This window comes from Leptolyngbya sp. AN02str, assembly GCF_050565595.1.
Taxonomy (GTDB): domain Bacteria; phylum Cyanobacteriota; class Cyanobacteriia; order Elainellales; family Elainellaceae; genus Kaiparowitsia.
On record NZ_JBNXVR010000003.1, the window covers coordinates 245,284 to 263,775 of the forward strand.

Here is an 18,492-nt window from a genome sequence, read left to right on the forward strand (position 1 = left end):
GGGCACCTCAGCTTATCCAAAACTCAGGTTAACCAACATCTCAGGAAAACTGGAAATTGGTGCTGGGGCGATCGCTCTTCTTGACGATGGTTAAGCAGCGGTTGTAGCTTGGCCTAGCTCCGTTAAGAAGCGGAGTGCTTGCACCACAAACCGGGCACAGTCGTAGGGTGAGGTTTCATAAAAGGCGCGCCATGCCATGGCTTTGCGCTCGTCGTAGCGATCGCCATCTTGGGGATGCTGCTCTAGCCAAGCAAATCGCACGGCATGGCCAATGAGCACGTCCAGCACAATATATTCCTCAATTTGTAAGTCGGGGTTGCGCTCGGCGATCGCTGCTAGCTCCATCAAGGTTTCAATATTCACCTGGCGGTACTCAGGTGCTTGAATTTTGTTGAGCATGTGCTCTACAAGGAGCGCAAACTTTTTCTCACCGGGGGTCATTTCCAGGGTGAGTTCGCGGTCTAGGCGATTGCGGCGATCGAGCTTATCGCCAATCACCAAACCTTTGCAATGCTTCAGCACCTTCCACACATGGGGATAAAAATCCTTGGGGACGCGGTTGAGTGCACCATCGCGCTGCCGCTTTTGCAGCCAATTGCTGGTCAATTCTGGGCTGGAGTCTGCACTGGCATCACTGCTGTCGCCGGGGCTGGTTGTGGCAACGGAGGAGGGCACTACCCACTGAATGTTTTGCTGTTGCCGCACCCGTAGTGATTCTTGCAGGAATAGGTTTTGGTTAAGCGTCTCGTACCCTGCCAAAACCTGATATAGCCGCATTTTTACCTCAAATGGGCTCAGATGCATGAGTCGTTCGTAGGCTTCATCCTGGGTAACTTCCAACTCCTGAGCTAAATCGCTCGCAATGAGCAAAATCAGATACCCCACTCGCAGGGTCAAAAAGCCTTTGAACAGGTGGGGATCGGTTTTGATCAAGATGCTGAGGTAGACCAGAACCTCTTGCGTGAGGGGGCGATCGCGAATATCTTGCCGAACAAACTCGCGAATTTTGTGCATGATGTCCACCGTGGACATGGGATCGGTCATGAGGGAGGCTTCGCTGTAGGATTTGCCCACGGCAATTTGCTTTTGCCGCACCACAATATCCGTAACCGCATCCGACAGGCCCACATCCACCTTATCTAGCAGACCTGCCGCCCGCCGAATCACCGCCCACAGCCGCAGTTGGCTGGCGTGGTTGTACACCTCTTCCAACAAATCTCCTACCGTGACAGAATTGCCTGGCCCACCAAACCCGGTGTCAAAGTCCGATCCTTCCAGCCGGGTCAGCGCTTCCAAAATTTCAATTTGCTCATACAAGTTATCAGACTGGCGCAGATTGCTGAGCAACTGCCGTAGGTCGGTTTCTAGCTCCAGCGTCGTTTCTTGAGCAGGGGTGAGTTCTTGATTGCTACTGGGTGAAAACGTCAGCACATAAGGTTTGGGCCTGGCATTTTGCATGGGCGACTGCGTGAATTCGAAGTCATGAATGAAGTCGAATCGCTCTGAGCCAGCCGTAAGCAAAAATTCCTGGAGTCGGCCTAGCTTGACTGGGGCACCGCCGCATTGTCCATCCTGCATTTCACGAATGAGTTCTAGCAGCGAAGTTTGCTCTTGCATCATGTCGTGGGTGAGCAGCAGGGTCATGGTAGGACGACCCAACTGGTTCCAGTTGCGATAGGTGTAGGCCAGCTCACCCCGAATTTGGGCGATTAAAAAGTGGTAGTCGAAGGTGAGATAAAACTGCTGCTGGTCGAGGAATGAGGGAAGAAAAACGATGGATTCGCCTCGAACCCGGAAGATGCGCGATGTGGTGAGACTGCGCAGACGGCGAATGGGGCGACCGCTGAGGCCCAGCTTGTCGTTGCGGCCAATTTGGGTGTAGACCTGCGATAGTTCGCTCGATCGCCGCACTTGAATGGGGGCAACTTGTTTAGGCGTTTGGGTGACGATGCCAAAGGTCGCGAGTTCGGCCTGTAGCTCTTCATCCTCGGCCAGAAGTGCCACTTGAACGATGGGTCTGGGGTACTGCCCAATGCGGCGATAGCGCCCCAAAGGATCGAGGTCTTCTGGCGAGATCAGGTTGTCTTGAATTAGGCGACCTAGCATGTATAGGCTTTGAGCCCACACCAGCGGCAGGTTGTCGTTGGGGACTCGGGTTTGGCTGTGGGGATTGGCTTTTTCGGCGGCGATCGCCTCTTCTGGCACAACATATAGCTCAGGCAGCAACCCCAACCCGTTGCGCTCAACCAAGACTGAATCGAGCCGGGTACGGTAGTCTTGAGCCGCTGCGCGATCGCCCCGAAACAGAGCATCCAACAGCAAGTAGGTGAAAAATAGCGGCCACTCACATTCGATGTGCTCAAACTGGGTGAGTTCGCTGGGTTCGTAGTGCAGCCGCGTGACATCTTCTAACACGGTTTGATGGCCATCGCGCAAGAACCGCTTGCAGCCGTAGTTGCCTTGCAGCTTGCTCACAATGTTGTGGCGGGTGCGATCCACCAGCGACAAATCCTCAACGGCAAACGCCGGAAACCCAATCACGCTAAGAAGCGCCGCATCCACCTCCTTGGAGTTGGATTCACGCGGTAGCAGAGATTCCAACGTCATGCGGGCGCGAGCAATTTCGTCGGGCAGTACGTGAATCACCGAGGCTTGGCTGCCGCGTACCCCAAACAGATCCAGTCCGGCGATCGCCTCTAAGGCGGCTTTGGCCATGCCGACAGAGCTGGCATTCAGCTCGGGGTTGCCATGGTTAATTTTTTCACCCCGTTCCCAAATGCCAAAGTCGGGGGTGCGATAGGCGCGACCAATGTAGTAGACAAGATTTTGAATAAAGTTGACTTCATCCAGCGTGTAAATGATTTGCAGGCCAGATGCGGTCATTTGCGCCAGCATGAGCAAAAAGATAGAGGTGGCATCCAACTGAAGGTGCCCCCAACCATCGTCGCCAACCACAGTGTCGCCGGTGGCAAGGTCGTACTTGGCGTGCAGTGCATCAAGCGGATCTTGGGTTTGCTTGAAGGTTTCCACTTTGGGCGACTGGCGCATCATGGCAAACAATAGGCCACGCATAAGCTTGACCACACTTTGCTCAAGCTCGTAGCCGCGCCCGTCGTCAATGCCTGCCCGACGGTAGGCTACCGCCAAGCCCCACACCGCCAAAATGCTGTACACATTGTCTCGAACCCAGGCATCGGTATAGTTGCCGTGGCTGTTGATGGCGGTGCTGGCGGGCAGCAAACCAGAGATGGGATTTTGTCGGGCCAAGATGATGGATTGTGCCTCTTGGTAATACACCTCAAGCTGGGCTTGCAGCGTGAGGGGTGCATTGGTGGGCACAGCATGATGGGCAACCGAGCTAGAGGCAGATGAAAACAAGGCAGACATATGTCTTCTACAGCTAATCGCGAAGAAGGTTGGACAAGCGATGGGAATGGATTGGGATGCTTGACTTTTTACGTGTGAACGGGCGCGATCGCAACCTAGACCCATCAAAAAAGAAGTTCAAAGAAGTTCCAAAAACCAGCCCTCATGTATGAGGCAAGGGCTAGATGTATTCAACAGCATGCATTGGTTCAGAATTGAGATTTAACTCCGGATCGATTGAGCCAACGACAATTAGCCGTTGCAATTTTATCTTTTCTTAAAATATCCCATCCATCATAGCCGGGTGGTTTCACGCTTTTGGCGCGATCGCTAAATTTCTCTAAAAACTTCAAGATTGTGCTGCTGGGTCCTGTTTTATTAATTAACGGCTATCTAGGATGAAGGCAAGCTTTGGATGGTGGGTTGGGTTGATGAAGTTTTTATAGAAACTCTATTTTTCCTGTCCACAATAGCTGTGGTTCTGCAAATGCAGGAGTCTGTGAACGGCTGTGGAAAGCTGCGCGCTCATGTGGGCTATTCGCGCCCTTCAATGTGGTCACCGTAACGTGTGTGAACTGGTGTAGGGGAGGAAATTGACATGTCAATGCTGGCTGGAGATGAGTTCAATTCGTTAGCTGCTCAACTGCCGGAAGGAGTGCTATCGCCCGAGGAAGCCGCGTCTCGACAACGTGGATTGGACAAATCGTGGCGTTGGCTGCTGGTGGGGATCAACCTATTTGCAGTGGTCGGTGGTGTGGCGGCGGCGGGGTTCGTGTGGTTGATGGCGTTGCCTCCCGCGCCGGAGTGCGATCGGTTAACGGCCCTGTCGGCTGAAGTGGAGCGGCTATATTGTGCCGAAGAGGCCGCCCGCACGGGAGAGTTACCCAAGCTGCTGGCCAGTATGGAGCAGCTCAAGCAGTGGACTCCAGAACAGCCGCTCTATCGTGAAGCGCAGCGGTTGATGAATGATTGGTCGGGGCAATTGCTGTTGATGGCACGGCAAAAGGTGCAGGCCAGCGATTTGGAAGGTGCCCTTAAACTGGTTGACAAAATTCCTCAATCGACCCCCAAGTACGCCGAAGCTCAGGAAGCGGTTGCAGCCTGGAAAGCGTTATGGGCGAAGGGCGAAGGCATTATGAATGCGGCGCTGCAGGAAATGCAGCAACAAAACTGGAGCGCGGCCATGGCGCATGTGCGCGAGCTGGAATATGTGCCGCATGACTATTGGCGGTTTACCAAAACGGTGGAAATGTCGCGTCGGTTTTGGCATGAGCGGCAAGCTCGCAAATTGGAACCTGAGGTGCGGAAGGCGGCGGCATTGGGCAAGCCAGAGGATTTGCAAAAGGCGATCGCCCTGATGGCTCAAATGCAGGCCGATACGTTTGCCCGCAAGGAGTTGCAACCGTTGGTGAACCAATGGAGCGATACGTTGCTGACCCTGGGACTCCAGCGTTGGAAGGAAGCCAAGGTGGATGAGGCGATCGCCATTGCCAAGGCTGTGGCCGCCAATCCCCAACGCAAAGTGGATGCCGATCACCTCATTCGCCTGAGCGAAGCGCGCAAGCTCGCCCTTTCTACCCGGGTTGCGTGGTATGCCTCTCCCCAGCATGTGCTGAGTCTGCGAGAGGCGATCGCGGCTGCCAAACATATCCCCGAAGACAGTCGCGTCTATGCCCAGGCTCAAGACAGTATTGCTAGTTGGACCCAACAAATTGGGGATCTGAAGCAGTTACAAATGGCGCAAATGACAGCCGCCCTGGGACAAAAGGAGGCGTTTACGCTGGCGATCGCCCAAGCCCAAACCATTGCTCCCAATCGCCTGCGCCGCGCCCAAGCGCAAACCCTCATTGCGCACTGGCGTAACGAGCTGGAACGGTTGGAAGACGCCCCAGTGCTGACTCGGGCACGCCGATTGGCGGAACCTGGAACGGTGGCCGCTCTGCGCCAGGGAATTGCATTGGCCCAAACGGTGCCAATGGGACGTGCCTTGCGAGGAGAAGCCCAAGGTTGGATTTACGAGTGGACGAACCAAATTCAAACGATTGAGGATGAGCCGTTTTTGCGGATGGCGCGATCGCTGGCTCGTCAGGGCAAACTGCGAGATGCCATTCGTACGGCATCGGTCATTCGTCCAGAGCGGGCTTTGTACCAGCGGGCTCAAGCCGAAATTCGGGGCTGGCAAGGGCAAATCAATGCGGCGGCTCGTGCCCGGGCGTTGCAAGAGCAGCGGGCCAATGCCGCCGCTCAACCTGCAGCAACTGAACCAGCGGCGACCCGTCCGGCAAACCTGCCTGCCGAGGCCAGCCGTCCACAGCCTGATCCCCGGCTTTCCAACCCGCCAGCGCCCGCAACTTCCAACCCACCGCGTCCCAGCCGCTTGCAGGTGGATTGGGGCACAACAGCGCCCACGCCTGTTGCTCCCAGTCCAACAGAGGCTAGACCTGTACCCAGTCCCGCGATCGCCCCTGTGGGAGAATCTCCCGCCATGTCGCCTCCCTCGGCTCCCGTTGCTGAACCACCTGCTCCGGCGGCTCCAGTGATCCCGGCCCCGGTGGTTGTGCCCGCGCCATCGGCCGAGGTTGCACCCCCTCCGGCCCCGACACCCGCGCCCCCCATGATTCAGCAGGCCCCGGTTCCGGTAGAACCTCAGGTGCGATCGCAGCCTGCTCCCGCTCCGGTGATAGCCCCGGTGTATGACACCGAGCCTGTGCCTGTGAGCCGCAGTCCTGAGCCAGAATCGGCAGCTGCCGAGTAGCTTACCAATCCTTTGGGGAGCAAACGTATGAGGCTAAAACTTGCAGCTCAGCGATCGCTGGGTTGCTGCATCTTGCTGGATTTTGGACTGAGTTACTCGGCCCAGCCCGGAACATATCGCCAGCCTTTACGCAATTCCTGATCGAGGGCGCGGTAGTTGGGTTCCTTTTCTTCTACCAGTGCCCAAAAGCGTGAGGAGTGGTTGAGGTGTACGGTGTGACACAGCTCGTGGATAAAGACATAGCGCACCAACTCGGATGGCAAGAATAGGAGTTTGGCGTTCAGGCTAATGGTTTTGCGGCTGGAGCAACTGGCCCAAATAGTTTTTTGGTGGCGAATGGTGGTGCGGCTGTGGGGCAGGGCGACTTCTTGGCTGACTTGGCGAAGCCAGGGTGTGAGGCTCATTTGCGCCTTGCGCCGAAGCCAGCGCAGCAAGACTCGATTGCAGGTATCGGGGCTATGGGTTGCGCCCCAGAGTTTGAGCTGGAGCTGGCGATCGCTGGTAAGGCTGCTGCTAGCAATGGTTTCGCCTCCAGTTGCTGGCTGGTAAATCACGTTCCATTCTTCTGCAACCGATCGCAGCTGGATGCGCTCTGGCAAGGCGGAGATGGGCTCAGGAGCAATGGCTTGGCGATCGCGCTCTAGCCGTTTTGTAGTTTTGATGATCCAATCCTGCCGTCGTTTCACAATGTCGGGCACGTGGTTGGGATCAAACCCGTTGGGAATCACCACCTCTACATCGCCATGGTGCGACACGTGAATACTCACGTTTTTGGCGCGAGGGCTGACTCGCACGCGATAGTCGAACAGGGCTGACTCATGAAAATCGGTCATAAACCGGATGCTGCAGATTCCATGTGCTGTCGCCAATAGTCAAGCAGGATGCGCCGATGGGGCTCGCCCAAAGGACGCACTTGGTCTGCTCTTGCAGAATAACATTCGCCTCGTTTCACATCATCAATTGTGAGGAGGCCAAGATCCCAGCCTTCGCGCAGATCGAGTGCGGTGAGCGGTACGGTGAGCGGTGCATGGAACACATGGCGCACCACCTCGGCCGATTCAATCCGCTGAAATAGGGCAACGCTTGGTAGCTGGTAGCCAATTTCTTCAAGCAACTCGCGCTCTACGGCCACCTCGGGCGATTCGCCGGGATCAATGTGACCGCCAAAAAAAGCCCACTGCCCAGGATAGGCGATGCCGGGAATATCGTCGCGTAGCTGCATCAAAAACTTGTGATCTTGCGTGAGAATGGCGATCGCCACGTGCGGGATAGATTGAGGCAAAGTCATAACGTGCAGGCGTTGGAAAAAAGAGGAGGATTCACCCATTGCTCTTCGCTCAGCTTGGTGATCCCTGAAGGAGGTCATTCAGGAAGCAGCAGGGATTGCTCTAGCGATCGCCGTTCTAGCAACTCGTGCTCTTCAATGTAAACCTCTTGCAGCTTTAGCTCTTCAATCATGACGGACTGAAGTCGAACCCGACCTCGAATTTTGACCATTTCTCCCGATTGCAAATCCAGGTTTGGAGAAATGACCCAAATGCCACCCGTGGAATCGCTCAGCTCGTATACTTGCCCATCCATCAACGGAGCGCGATCGCCCACCTGACCCTGCAACTGCACCGCTCGCCCCAGCAGCAGCTGGGTATCCAACACGCTGCGAATGGGTATCGTTTGCCCCAATACCGTGAGCCCCAGCCAACGTAAAGGAGATGCCACCAACAGCATCAGCAATACGCCCCCCGCCAGCACAACCGACGGTACCCACGATCGCCCGACCCGCTCGCGTGAACGCCGCGACGGCGAAACCCTTGTGCGATCGCCCATATCTCTAACCACTCCACCAGCACACACTTCTGGCATTATGCCCCGTCTTGCAACTTTCCCCAATCTGCAATCTGCGTGAAGCAAAATCTGCAATCTGTGTGAAGCGACTTGGGAGGGTTTAGTCCTGGGAAACCCAACTCGCAAGTGTATGGCCGAGGGCATGAATTGCGAACCTGAGTGCGGGAAGTTGAAGGATTTCGAGTGCAGGGGGAACGTTCCGAATTATTCTGATAAACGTGCGTTCTGGATTGGCTGAAACCGATGAGTTTGGCGAGCGACGACCGAGAGGTTGGCGCAGCGATTGTCGATTCCAAAATGACACAGAATATTTGACTGATGACTGAAACGGCGTTAGCACCAGCGCAAATGCAGAACAGGGGTTTGCGCGATCGCGGCAGCAAGGAGAACCAGATGGCAGAAATTTTGGACGGTAAGGCGCTCGCTCAAAAAATGCAGCAAGAGCTTGCACAACAGGTATCCGAGTTGGTGGCTCAGGGGAATCGTGCTCCAGGGCTGGCCGTGTTAATGGTGGGCGACAATCCGGCCAGTGCTGCCTACGTGCGCAACAAGGAGCGCGCCTGTGAAAAGGTTGGCATGGCTTCCTACGGCACCCACTTTCCGACCGAAACGACCCAAGAGGAGCTGATGGCGGCGATCGCCACCCTCAACCAAGATGAGCGAGTGGATGGCATTTTGGTGCAGTTGCCCCTGCCGCCCCATTTGGATTCGGTGGCCCTGCTCAACGCCATCGATCCCGATAAGGATGCCGATGGGCTCCATCCAGTCAATTTGGGACGATTGGTGCGCAGTGAGCCCGGGCTGCGCAGCTGCACCCCAGCCGGAGTCATGCGTCTGCTGGCAGAGCACAACATTCCCCTATCGGGCAAAAAGGCGGTGGTGATTGGCCGCAGCATTTTGGTGGGCAAGCCGGTAGCGCTCATGCTGCTCGAAGAGAATGCCACCGTGGCGATTGCCCATTCCCGCACGGTAGATTTGCCCGCAGTCGCTCGCGAGGCCGATCTTCTCGTTGCTGCGATTGGCAAAGCCGAGTTTGTTACCGTCGATATGGTGAAACCGGGTGCCGTAGTGGTGGATGTAGGCATTAACCGAGTGGAGACCGAAACTGGGAGTCGCCTGGTGGGAGATGTCGCCTACGATGCAGTCAAAGAAGTTGCCTCGTGGATTACGCCTGTGCCCGGCGGCATTGGCCCAATGACGGTCACCATGCTGCTGTACAACACTGTGTGGAGCTATCGCCAACGCTTGGGTTTGTCCCACACGGGGTAACGAATTGGTCTCATGCGGGGTGACAAACATTGGGGATAGGCTCACCGCTCATGGGGGAATCGATCTTCAGCAGTTGCCCATTGCGTGCCATTCCGCGATAGAGTTAAGGGCGATTGATTGAATATTGCTGCGATCGCGTATTCAAGTCATGCAGGACTTACGCAGTTGACTGATGGTTGGAGCGCTTAGCCTCCAACCGTCAGTCAACCCCCTGGTTTTTCGAATGAAGTGCGTAAGTCCTATTCAGGTCATATTCAGATTGTTTGGATTGGTGCGTACAGCGCTCTGGGCATGGTGAAGGAGATGGCAGGTCTGCAAAATCAAGTGCAAAGTCAGGCGGGTAGCGAAGGTTCCACGAGTGAAGTTTCCACGTTTGATTTATCTGCGTATTTGGCGGGACAGCAGCAGCGAGTCGAAGCCGCGCTGGATCAATCTGTATCGGTGGAATATCCCGCCACAATTTATGAATCAATGCGCTATTCCTTGATGGCGGGAGGCAAGCGCCTGCGCCCCATTTTGTGTTTGGCAACCTGTGAGCTACTGGGTGGCACCGTTGAAATGGCCATGCCCACCGCCTGCTCTTTAGAAATGATTCACACCATGTCGCTGATCCACGACGATCTCCCCGCCATGGATAATGATGATTTTCGCCGGGGTAAACCCACCAACCATAAGGTGTATGGCGAAGATATTGCCATTCTGGCTGGAGATGGTCTCCTGGCCTATGCTTTTGAGTACATTGCGGCCAACACGCCTGCTGTACCGGCCAATCGCGTCCTTAAGGTGGTGGCTCACTTGGCTCGTGCGGTTGGGGCTGCGGGGCTGGTTGGGGGCCAGGTAGTCGATCTGGAATCAGAAGGAAAACCAGACGTGACGGTGGACACGTTGACCTGGATTCACCGCCATAAAACGGGTGCATTACTCGAAGCCTCGGTGACCTGCGGGGCCATGTTGGCAGGAGCCAGTGATGCCGATTTGCAGCGGCTGTCAGGCTATGCTCAAGATATCGGGCTGGCCTTTCAAATTGTGGATGATGTGCTGGACATTACGGCTACCCCTGAGGAGCTGGGCAAAACTGCTGGAAAAGATGTTCAGGCTCAAAAGGCCACCTATCCCAGCTTCTGGGGGTTGGATGAGTCGCGCCGTCAAGCCAATCAGCTAGTGGCCGATGCTAAGTCCAAGCTCGAATCGTTTGGGGAGGGCGCATTGCCGCTGATGGCGATCGCCGATTACATTACCGCCCGCACGCACTAGGTTCCATCTCCCGTTTGCTGTCGCTGGGGATACCACCATGCAGAACATAGCCAACGTGTTTAATAATCAAATTTTGATGGTGGCGATCGCTGCTTGCTTGATTGCCCAAGTCCTGAAGTTGGTGTTTGAGTTTGCCAAAAACGGGAAGGTCAGTTTTCGTACGTTAGTTGAAACGGGAGGAATGCCCAGTGCTCACTCGGCGTTAGTCACGGCGCTGGCAACTGGCGTAGGACAGCGAATGGGCTGGGAAAGCCCCGAATTTGCGATCGCCTCTATTTTTGCCGTCATTGTTATGTACGACGCAGCAGGCGTGCGGCAGGCCGCAGGCAAACAGGCTCGGGTGCTCAACCAAATTGTGGATGAACTATTTCACGATGCTGAACTGCATGAGGAGCGTCTCAAAGAACTGCTCGGCCATACGCCTGTTCAGGTCATTGCTGGCTGCATTCTAGGAGTTATGGTGTCTTGGATTGCGCTGCGGGGTGCTTAGGACTTTACTGTAGGGCAGGTGTGTTCTGCACGGGCGCTGGGTTGAGAAGATTCTCTGATTCCCCTTTAGCCCTACTGTGCCGGTGGCGCACTGATGCCTTGGCTCCAGGCTTCATGGCCCTGTGTCCAGATATCGATCACTTGAGTTGAAAAGCAGCGGGTGCGTTCATCGGGCGTGAGCTGAGCGTAGGCACTTGCCTCTTGCAAGTACAGAAACTTTTCGGCTGTTAGCCGTTGTTGTGCGTTGCGTGCTTGAACCCACAACCGTTGTGCATTGGTTTGGCTGAGCAGGGTTGTGGTGAGTGTGGTTAGGCCGCTGACAACGGGAACGGTCCATTCCCATTCCCCAATTTTTTTGGTGAGGGTCATGCCGGATAGCAGCGTTGTGATTAATCCCAGCGTAATGCAGGCCGTTTTGAGCTGGGTAAAGCGGCGTTTGTGCTGGGCGGCCTCTTGGGCAAAGTGCTGAATCAGGCGATCGCACTCAGCCAAGGCGACAGCACGTTTGTTCAACTCATTCTGGGAAGGAAACTCCAGCTCAATGGCACCATCAGCCCGAGCAGGGACTGAATGACGGGCTGTGGCATTGGCGGAATTCTGGGTGGAATTCTGAACGGAATCATGCGTAGACTGCTCCATTGGTTTTTATGTGAATCCTAAAAAATCAATTCAACCTTAAGCGCATCGGTCTTGATTGGCAATGGTTGGCCGAGGATCGCCCAACGTGCTTCCGGGTTGGCCAAAGGTCTGCGGTAGACTGTAGCTGGACTTACGCATTGGTGTTGTGGGTAGGGTGCGAAGCACCCTACCCACAACATCAACACATCAGATTTAGGGGGCTTGCGTAAGTCCTGTGTAGCTCAGATTGGCAGGAGACACGGATGGAGCAACCCACAATTCTGGCGCTAGATTTCGACGGAGTGCTGTGCGATGGGCTAGCAGAGTATTTTCAAACGGCATGGCGAGCCTATCGGCGCATTTGGTCTGTGCCCGAGGGGCTGCCCATCGAGGGTTTAGAGTCTGCGTTTGGGCGGCTGCGTCCGGTGGTGGAAACGGGGTGGGAAATGCCGTTGGTGCTACATGCGCTGCTGGCTGGCATTTCCGAGGCGGAAATTTTGCAGCACTGGAGTGCCCTGTCCAAGGAGCTGGTGGCAAAAGAGGGATTGAGCGCGGCGGCCCTAGGTCAAGCGGTGGATGGCTTGCGGGATGAGTGGATTTCGCAGGATGTGGAGAGTTGGCTGGCGTTGCATCGCTTGTACCCTGGGGTGGGCGATCGCCTGAAGCAAATTCTGGCCAGCGATGTGTACCCCATCATCATTAGTACCAAGGAAGGGCGCTTTATCCGCGAGCTGTTGCAGGGCCAGGGGGTGGACTTTCCTCGCGATCGCATCATTGGCAAAGAAGTGAAACAGCCCAAGCCACAAACCTTGCGAGATCTCAAGCAGCAGTTTGGCCAACAGGCGGCTAAATTCCCCACCATTTGGTTTGTAGAAGATCGCCTTAAAACGCTGCAAGGAGTAGCGGCACAGCCCGATCTGGAAGATGTTCAGCTATTTTTGGCAGATTGGGGCTATAACACCGAGAGCGATCGCACCCAAGCGCAAACCGAGCCGCGCATGACCCTCATCAGTTTGGTGCAGTTTGGTCAGCCATACACGGCCTGGAAGTAAGGGTACGTTGTCGGTGCCAGACTAGATTGAGGGCGATCGCCAGGTTCGTGAGGCTAAAGATTGATGAACCTCTTGCAGAGCAAAGGGTTTATCAATACAGTGATCTATTCAATAGACCTTCTGCATGAATCATTGCAAAAAGCCATTCATTCAGGAGGTCTATTGTATGGATGAAGCGCTGGAGCAGGCGATCGCACAGAATTTATCGAGGGGCGACTTCCTCTTCCACAGCCTCAACTTCGACAGTGGCTTGATTGGCGGGAGCCTTCGTTTCGGTAACGGTGCTGTTTGCATCAACGGTTGGCTCGGCAAGAACTGCCTCGTCGGGTGCGGGTAGTGTGCAGCAGTTCACTTCATCAATGCACACTTTGCCCCATTGCAACGCCCATCGTACCAAGGCCACCCGATTGCCCGTTGTGGTCTTCGTCAAAATATTGCTGATGTGGTTATCGACTGTTCGTTTGCTAATCTCTAGCTTTTCGGCAATTTCTTGATTGGTTAAGCCGCCTGCAACAAGCTCAACAATTTGCAACTCCCGCTCAGATAGCGCACTAGACGACTGAGTCTCTTCGGCAGCCATAACCTGTACCCCGTATATGTACCTACTCCTTTCTCTATTCTAGGGGAAGGTTCAGGTTCTACCCGACATCTGTGAATTTTTTGCCTCAAAAAAGCAAACCATTGAAACCTTGGTTGGATAACGATAGAGCGGCGGCAAGTCGGCTCTATTGAGAGGCTGCCTGATGGAGAATGAAGTCTTATTCCTCATGCTTTTTGTGAATGATGGGGAAGGCTACAGCAGCATGCCTGCAATGCAGGCCGTCATAAAGCAGGCGAGGGTTCCAGCAATCATGGCGCGAACGCCAAGGCGGGCCAAATCGGGCTGGCGATCGGGGGCAATGCTGCCAATGCCACCAATCTGGATGCCAATCGAGCCAATGTTGGCAAAGCCACACAGAGCATAGGTCGTGATAACGATCGCCCGTTCGGAGATGGTGTTGTTCTCGATCAGCTGCTGCAAATCCAAATAGGCGATGAACTCGTTGAGGATGGTCTTTTTGCCGAGTAGGGTGCCAACTTGTCCGCAGTCTGCCCAGGGAATGCCCATCAGCCAAGCCACAGGAGCCAGCAGGTAAGACAAAATCAGCTCTAGCGAAAGCGTGGGCAAGCCAAACAAACCGCCAACCCAACCCAGCAGCGCGTTCAATACGGCCAACAAGCCCAAAAAGGCAATGATCATCGCGCCAACGTTGAGTGCCAAGCGTAAGCCATCAATGGCTCCAGTGGCGATCGCATCTACCACATTCACCGAAGTTTGCTCTACCTCTAGCTTCACCTGGCCGCGCGTCGGAGACTCTTCCGTTTCGGGAAACATAATTTTGGAGATGGCGAGGGCGGCTGGAGCTGACATGACTGATGCGGCGATCAGGTGCTCGGCTGGCACCCCAAACGAAACATAAGCCGCTAACACGCCGCCTGCGATCGTGGCGAATCCGCCGGTCATGACCGCATGCAGTTCCGACATGGTCATCGTTGAAACATAGGGCTTAATCAGCAGAGGGGCTTCGGATTGCCCCACAAAAATGTTGCCCGCCGCCGAGAGCGATTCTGCCCCCGATGTTTTCATCGTGCGGATCATTAACCAGGCCACTCCTTGCACCACCTTTTGCAAAATGCCAAAGAAGTACAACATGCTGATGAATGCCGAGAAAAACACAATCGTCGGTAGCACCTTAAATGCAAAGAAGAAGTCGCGGAAGTTTTCTCCAAAGACGAAGGATGCGCCTGCATCGGAGAAGTCGAGAAACGCGGTGACTACCCCGCCAAGCCACTGAAAAATGGCCAGACCGATCGACGTACGCAAAATTAACAGCGCAAAAATGAGCTGAAGCGCCAGTCCCCACAATACGGGTTGCCATCGCACCGACCGACGATCGATGGAAATGAGATAGGCAATTCCGATAAAAACCGCCAAGCCAAGTAGCGCAACCAGTCGTTCCATAATGTTGTAGAAGCAGGTTAAAAACAGGCTGTAAAAGCTAGAACATGTGTGGTTTATACTCCGCTAGGCTGGAGTGTTGATTACGCTGTAATGATCTATTAAGGTTCCTCGCGTTCGCGCTCGTTCGCGCCTTGGGTAAGGGGGGGGTTGAATGTGTACAAATCGTGGATGACTTGTACCCAACCATCCACCAGCGATTCTAGGATGCGATCGCCCTTCTCTTGCGTGGCAACCGTCGCATCGCCCAACACGCCGCTACGGCTGAGGTCACGAGTCATCCAGGCAAAAGGCAGCTTGCCTTCCATGCTCAGCAGGCTGTTTTCGGGTAGTCCTTGGGGATATTCGGTTACGGCCTCTTCCATGCGAACCTGGTCGGGCAGCAGCGATAGCATCACGCTGGTTTCGGCATCGCCGGCATGAATTCCGTACTCTTTTTCTTGGGCGGTCATGTACTGGCTGGCGTTGTGGGGTGCCTGCCATACAAACAGCGGAAACACCATAAAGTCGCTGTATTGCTGGTGCAGATCGCGGGCAACGATTTCTAGCACTTGCGGTTGGCCTCCATGGGCATTCACAATGGCAAATTTGCGAAACCCCGCTCGGTAAATGCTCTCTCCCACTTCCATTAACAGGCTAATGAGCGTTTGAGCCGATAGGGTAATGGTGCCTGGAAAATGCCAATGCTCGTTGGATTTGCCGTAGTGCAGGGTGGGAAGTGCATAGGCGGGAATGTTGGCATCGAGCGCTGACAAGGCTTTGCCTACGACCGCTGAGGCGATCGCTGCATCCACCACTAGCGGCAAGTGGGGGCCATGCTGCTCGATCGCACCAATGGGTTGCAGTACAACTACTTTGTCCTTATCTGGCATGTGCTGAATTTGAGTCCAGCTGAGATATGGAAAAAAACGCTGGGGAGGAATGTACCCGTGCATACCGCTGACCCACTCATAACCAATTCGTGCGGGTATTGTAGCGGGCTATGGTGCGGATTGGGTGTATCGTTTCCAGCTTTTTATGGCCAACATTGTTAGCGCTTTAATAAGTAGCGTTTTATAAATTGCTGCCCACGATTTCCATAAACGCCACTTCCCACGCCAGACGGGGTTGTACATAGGCCCGCAGCTGACGACGCACAATTTCTAAAGGACGGAGCAGGCTGGGCTGCCTGTGCAGTTGCCAGTAACGGTGCTGGAGATAGTCCACTAGCCACAGTTGGGCTTCGGTATCTAACGTTTTGTGGATTTGGCCAGCCAACGCCAGCGCCTGGCGAAGCGATCGCGGCGGTTGATTGAGCGCATCCAAAAAATCGGGAGCAATGGCCTGAAGCTGCTGCCAGTGGGCGATCGCTCCGCCAGGGCTACCCTGAGCCAATGCCAGCACATCCGCATGGGCCAGCACATCCAGATAATTCTCTCGCTGCAACACTGCGGCCATGTCGGTTTGGCTCAACCGCTGAAACGGAATGCGCTGACACCGCGACACCAGCGTTGGCAAAATCGATTCCAGGCTGGGCGCAATCAGAATGAGCGTTGCTTGCCCTGGTTCTTCCAGGGTTTTGAGGAGACCGTTGGCGGCCGCTTCGGCCATGGTCTCAGCATCCTCAATCACCACGACCGAGCGAGACGCCTGTAGCGGCGGACGGCTCAAAAACTGGGCAATTTCGCGAATTTGCTCCAGACGAATTTGCGGTGGGGCCTTGCGCTTGACTCCAGCCTCAGCGGCTTCGCGAGCCGACAGCCGCTTGCCCTGGTGCAGATAGGTGGGTTCGATCCACAGTAAGTCGGGATGGTTGCGATCGCGCACTCTAGATAGCAAGCGCTCATGGGTTGTGGTGTGGGTCGCGAGTAGCACACTGGCAAAACACGAAGCCGCCAACTGTCGCCCCACGCCGCTTGGCCCCACAAACAAGTACCCCGGAGCAATGCGATCGCGCTGTACTGCACTGACCAACAGCTCAACAGCTTGGGGCTGACCAATCATGGGTTGAAACGCAGACTCAAGCATGGCTCATGGCTTTGATTGCGGTACCAGCATACACCCTCGCTTTGACCTCGGAACAGATGTATGGCCGCTGGGTCAGAGCTGCTGGGTTAATGGCCCCTAGCGCTCATCGGTCGCGGGAAGGGCATACCATGTGTCGAAACAGCGCTGCACAGTTGCTTGAATATCATTGGCAACTTCGGCCTCGCTACGATTGGCATCAATGCGGACAATGCGCTGAGGAAACTCCTGGGCTAATGCGGCAAACCCTTGTTGAACCCGCCGATGGAAATCGAGGCTGTTTTGCTCCATGCGATCGGCCGTACTGCGCTTTTGCGCCCGAGCCAAGCCCGCTTCGGCATCCATATCAAGCCATAAGGTGAGGTCACTGTCCAATCCGTGGGTGGCAATGTGGTTGAGTTGATGAATTAGCCCCAAGTCGAGCTGTCGGCCATAGCCCTGGTAGGCCACGGTGGAGTCTGTATAGCGATCGCACAAAACCACATCTCCCTGAGCCAGAGCAGGCTTTAACATTGCCTCGACATGTTGTGCGCGATCGGCGGCATACAGCAGCAGTTCCGCACGCGATTGCATCGTTTCTGATGACGTTGGGTGCAGCAGCAGTTGGCGTATTTCTTGACAAAGCTCGGTACCGCCGGGTTCGCGAGTCACCACCAGATTCGCAACATGGCCTTGCTGCCGCAGGTGCTGCCATACCTCACTTTCCCGCAGCCAATTGTACAGGTGGTGCAATTGAGTCGTTTTGCCGCTCCCTTCAACTCCTTCAAAAACAATAAATTTGCCCAAAACTTGCCCAGACGACGGGAATTTAATGGCTTTGCTGTGCTGGCTCATGGGTGAAACTTGACGTACAAAACGATTCATTCTGCCCAAGGAATTTTGTTGCATCATCTCTTGGAGCGTGGGAATATAGCTCAAGTAAAGATGCTTTGCATGATTTAAGTAAAGAACCTTTACATAAATTTGGTATATAGCATTACGTTCTGATCTGCTCACATTGCCTATGTATAAGGAAATGTGGGGTAGATACAGTGGAGTGGAGCTCTAATTCAGCTGATATCAACTGCTATGTTGCATGGCGGCGTGATTGGCGAATTGTTACCGTGAAAATCTATTTCTCAAAGCTTGAATAAAGTCTTTGATAAGCGATTCCAATCTTTGAAATTGGCGATCGCTCTAGTTTTTAGTTTCTAAGGCTTTGCTGAAGTTTTAGACGACGGGTTCGCAATTCAGAGCTGCCACAAAAAAATTACCTTCGTTATGATGTCCTAGTTGTACTGATGCGTGTACGGGGTTAATTATGGCTCGATACACTAGCTTATTCACCGTGACAACACCAGTTGATCGGTTTCGGGGATCGCTATTTGAAATGTTGCAGGCTTGCCACTGCGATGTGATTTACGACGCCGACGACTATATGGTTGCGCGAGAAACACCAGGGCGAGTTTCTTACGCTCAATTGGTGACTGTTGAAGTTTTAATCGACAAGCCTGTGAAGCCCGAACATGAGGTTCGGATGAATGTGGTTGTCAAAAATGAAGAGCTTCCGTTGAAGACGGATAATCATTGTCGTCAGATGTTTAATCGAGTCAATGAAGCGGTTGCTCACAATCACCAATGGGAACTGGTTGAAAGCGTTGCCAGCTAGCAACCGAATCTCTGTTCAACGGTTGTTTGGCTCATGAGTTTGGTGTCGGCGGTATAGAGCGGATGTTCCTCAGTTGGCATGGCCGCAATACCCCACGGTTAAGCTGCTAAATTTGATGTGTTCTACATCAGTTTCGAATGTACAGGGTTGAATTGGGTTGTGATGAATTCTGAAGGGAATGTCTTGCAGCCCTGAA

Annotated in this window: 16 protein-coding genes; 6 read left to right on the plus strand and 10 right to left on the minus strand. The window is 54.4% G+C overall.

Annotation, left to right across the window (positions count from 1 at the left end; translation table 11 throughout):
• Positions 1–90: 90 nt before the first annotated feature.
• Positions 91–3,387: a glycoside hydrolase family 15 protein gene (locus ACQ4M4_RS04055; protein WP_430683185.1), complete on the minus strand. Its 3,297-nt coding sequence runs from the start codon at positions 3,385–3,387 to the stop codon at positions 91–93.
• 577 nt (positions 3,388–3,964) lie between these two features.
• Here ACQ4M4_RS04055 and ACQ4M4_RS04060 point away from each other — a divergent pair.
• Positions 3,965–6,121 (plus strand): hypothetical protein, encoded by a 2,157-nt coding sequence (locus tag ACQ4M4_RS04060; RefSeq protein WP_430683186.1) that lies wholly within the window; start codon positions 3,965–3,967, stop codon positions 6,119–6,121.
• A 92-nt stretch (positions 6,122–6,213) separates the two neighbouring features.
• Here ACQ4M4_RS04060 and ACQ4M4_RS04065 read toward each other — a convergent pair whose 3' ends face one another.
• The 3 genes from ACQ4M4_RS04065 to ACQ4M4_RS04075 form a co-directional block, all read right to left on the minus strand.
• Positions 6,214–6,954, minus strand: coding sequence for a M48 family metallopeptidase (locus ACQ4M4_RS04065; RefSeq protein WP_430683187.1), 741 nt, complete (start codon positions 6,952–6,954; stop codon positions 6,214–6,216).
• Positions 6,951–7,409 (minus strand): NUDIX hydrolase, encoded by a 459-nt coding sequence (locus ACQ4M4_RS04070; RefSeq protein WP_430683188.1) that lies wholly within the window; start codon positions 7,407–7,409, stop codon positions 6,951–6,953. Before ACQ4M4_RS04070 ends, ACQ4M4_RS04065 begins: the two co-directional genes overlap by 4 nt.
• Before the next feature lie 74 nt (positions 7,410–7,483).
• Positions 7,484–7,981 (minus strand): hypothetical protein, encoded by a 498-nt coding sequence (locus ACQ4M4_RS04075; RefSeq protein WP_430683189.1) that lies wholly within the window; start codon positions 7,979–7,981, stop codon positions 7,484–7,486.
• Between the two features lie 300 nt (positions 7,982–8,281).
• Here ACQ4M4_RS04075 and folD point away from each other — a divergent pair, with 300 nt between their 5' ends.
• The 3 genes from folD (at position 8,282) to ACQ4M4_RS04090 (ending at position 10,976) form a co-directional block, all read left to right on the plus strand.
• On the plus strand, positions 8,282–9,232 hold the full coding sequence (gene folD / locus ACQ4M4_RS04080) for a bifunctional methylenetetrahydrofolate dehydrogenase/methenyltetrahydrofolate cyclohydrolase FolD (RefSeq protein WP_430683190.1): 951 nt from the start codon (positions 8,282–8,284) through the stop codon (positions 9,230–9,232).
• Positions 9,233–9,460: 228 nt separating this feature from the next.
• Positions 9,461–10,486 carry a geranylgeranyl diphosphate synthase CrtE gene (gene crtE, locus ACQ4M4_RS04085; RefSeq protein ID WP_430683191.1) on the plus strand — a complete coding sequence of 342 codons (1,026 nt, stop codon included), beginning with the start codon at positions 9,461–9,463 and terminating at the stop codon, positions 10,484–10,486.
• Between the two features lie 37 nt (positions 10,487–10,523).
• Positions 10,524–10,976: a divergent PAP2 family protein gene (locus tag ACQ4M4_RS04090; protein WP_430683192.1), complete on the plus strand. Its 453-nt coding sequence runs from the start codon at positions 10,524–10,526 to the stop codon at positions 10,974–10,976.
• A 71-nt stretch (positions 10,977–11,047) separates the two neighbouring features.
• On the opposite strand, the gene ACQ4M4_RS04095 is transcribed toward ACQ4M4_RS04090, so the two are convergent.
• Positions 11,048–11,614: a DUF4231 domain-containing protein gene (locus ACQ4M4_RS04095; protein ID WP_430683193.1), complete on the minus strand. Its 567-nt coding sequence runs from the start codon at positions 11,612–11,614 to the stop codon at positions 11,048–11,050.
• 242 nt (positions 11,615–11,856) lie between these two features.
• Between ACQ4M4_RS04095 and ACQ4M4_RS04100 the strand changes: the two genes are divergently transcribed.
• Positions 11,857–12,645 carry an HAD family hydrolase gene (locus tag ACQ4M4_RS04100; RefSeq protein ID WP_430683194.1) on the plus strand — a complete coding sequence of 263 codons (789 nt, stop codon included), beginning with the start codon at positions 11,857–11,859 and terminating at the stop codon, positions 12,643–12,645.
• Positions 12,646–12,847: 202 nt separating this feature from the next.
• On the opposite strand, the gene ACQ4M4_RS04105 is transcribed toward ACQ4M4_RS04100, so the two are convergent.
• From ACQ4M4_RS04105 to tmk, 5 genes are all read right to left on the minus strand, one after another.
• On the minus strand, positions 12,848–13,225 hold the full coding sequence (locus ACQ4M4_RS04105) for a helix-turn-helix domain-containing protein (protein WP_430683195.1): 378 nt from the start codon (positions 13,223–13,225) through the stop codon (positions 12,848–12,850).
• A gap of 213 nt (positions 13,226–13,438) precedes the next feature.
• On the minus strand, positions 13,439–14,647 hold the full coding sequence (locus ACQ4M4_RS04110; RefSeq protein ID WP_430683196.1) for a NupC/NupG family nucleoside CNT transporter: 1,209 nt from the start codon (positions 14,645–14,647) through the stop codon (positions 13,439–13,441).
• A 98-nt stretch (positions 14,648–14,745) separates the two neighbouring features.
• Positions 14,746–15,579: a creatininase family protein gene (locus tag ACQ4M4_RS04115; protein ID WP_430683197.1), complete on the minus strand. Its 834-nt coding sequence runs from the start codon at positions 15,577–15,579 to the stop codon at positions 14,746–14,748.
• Between the two features lie 118 nt (positions 15,580–15,697).
• The gene (locus ACQ4M4_RS04120; protein WP_430683198.1) at positions 15,698–16,651 is read right to left on the minus strand and encodes a DNA polymerase III subunit delta'; all 954 of its coding nucleotides are present in this window, start codon (positions 16,649–16,651) and stop codon (positions 15,698–15,700) included.
• A 96-nt stretch (positions 16,652–16,747) separates the two neighbouring features.
• Positions 16,748–17,482, minus strand: coding sequence for a dTMP kinase (gene tmk / locus ACQ4M4_RS04125; protein ID WP_430683199.1), 735 nt, complete (start codon positions 17,480–17,482; stop codon positions 16,748–16,750).
• 493 nt (positions 17,483–17,975) lie between these two features.
• Between tmk and ACQ4M4_RS04130 the strand changes: the two genes are divergently transcribed.
• Positions 17,976–18,296, plus strand: a complete 321-nt coding sequence (locus ACQ4M4_RS04130; protein ID WP_430683200.1) for a hypothetical protein — start codon at positions 17,976–17,978, stop codon at positions 18,294–18,296.
• The last annotated feature ends 196 nt before the right edge of the window (positions 18,297–18,492 follow it).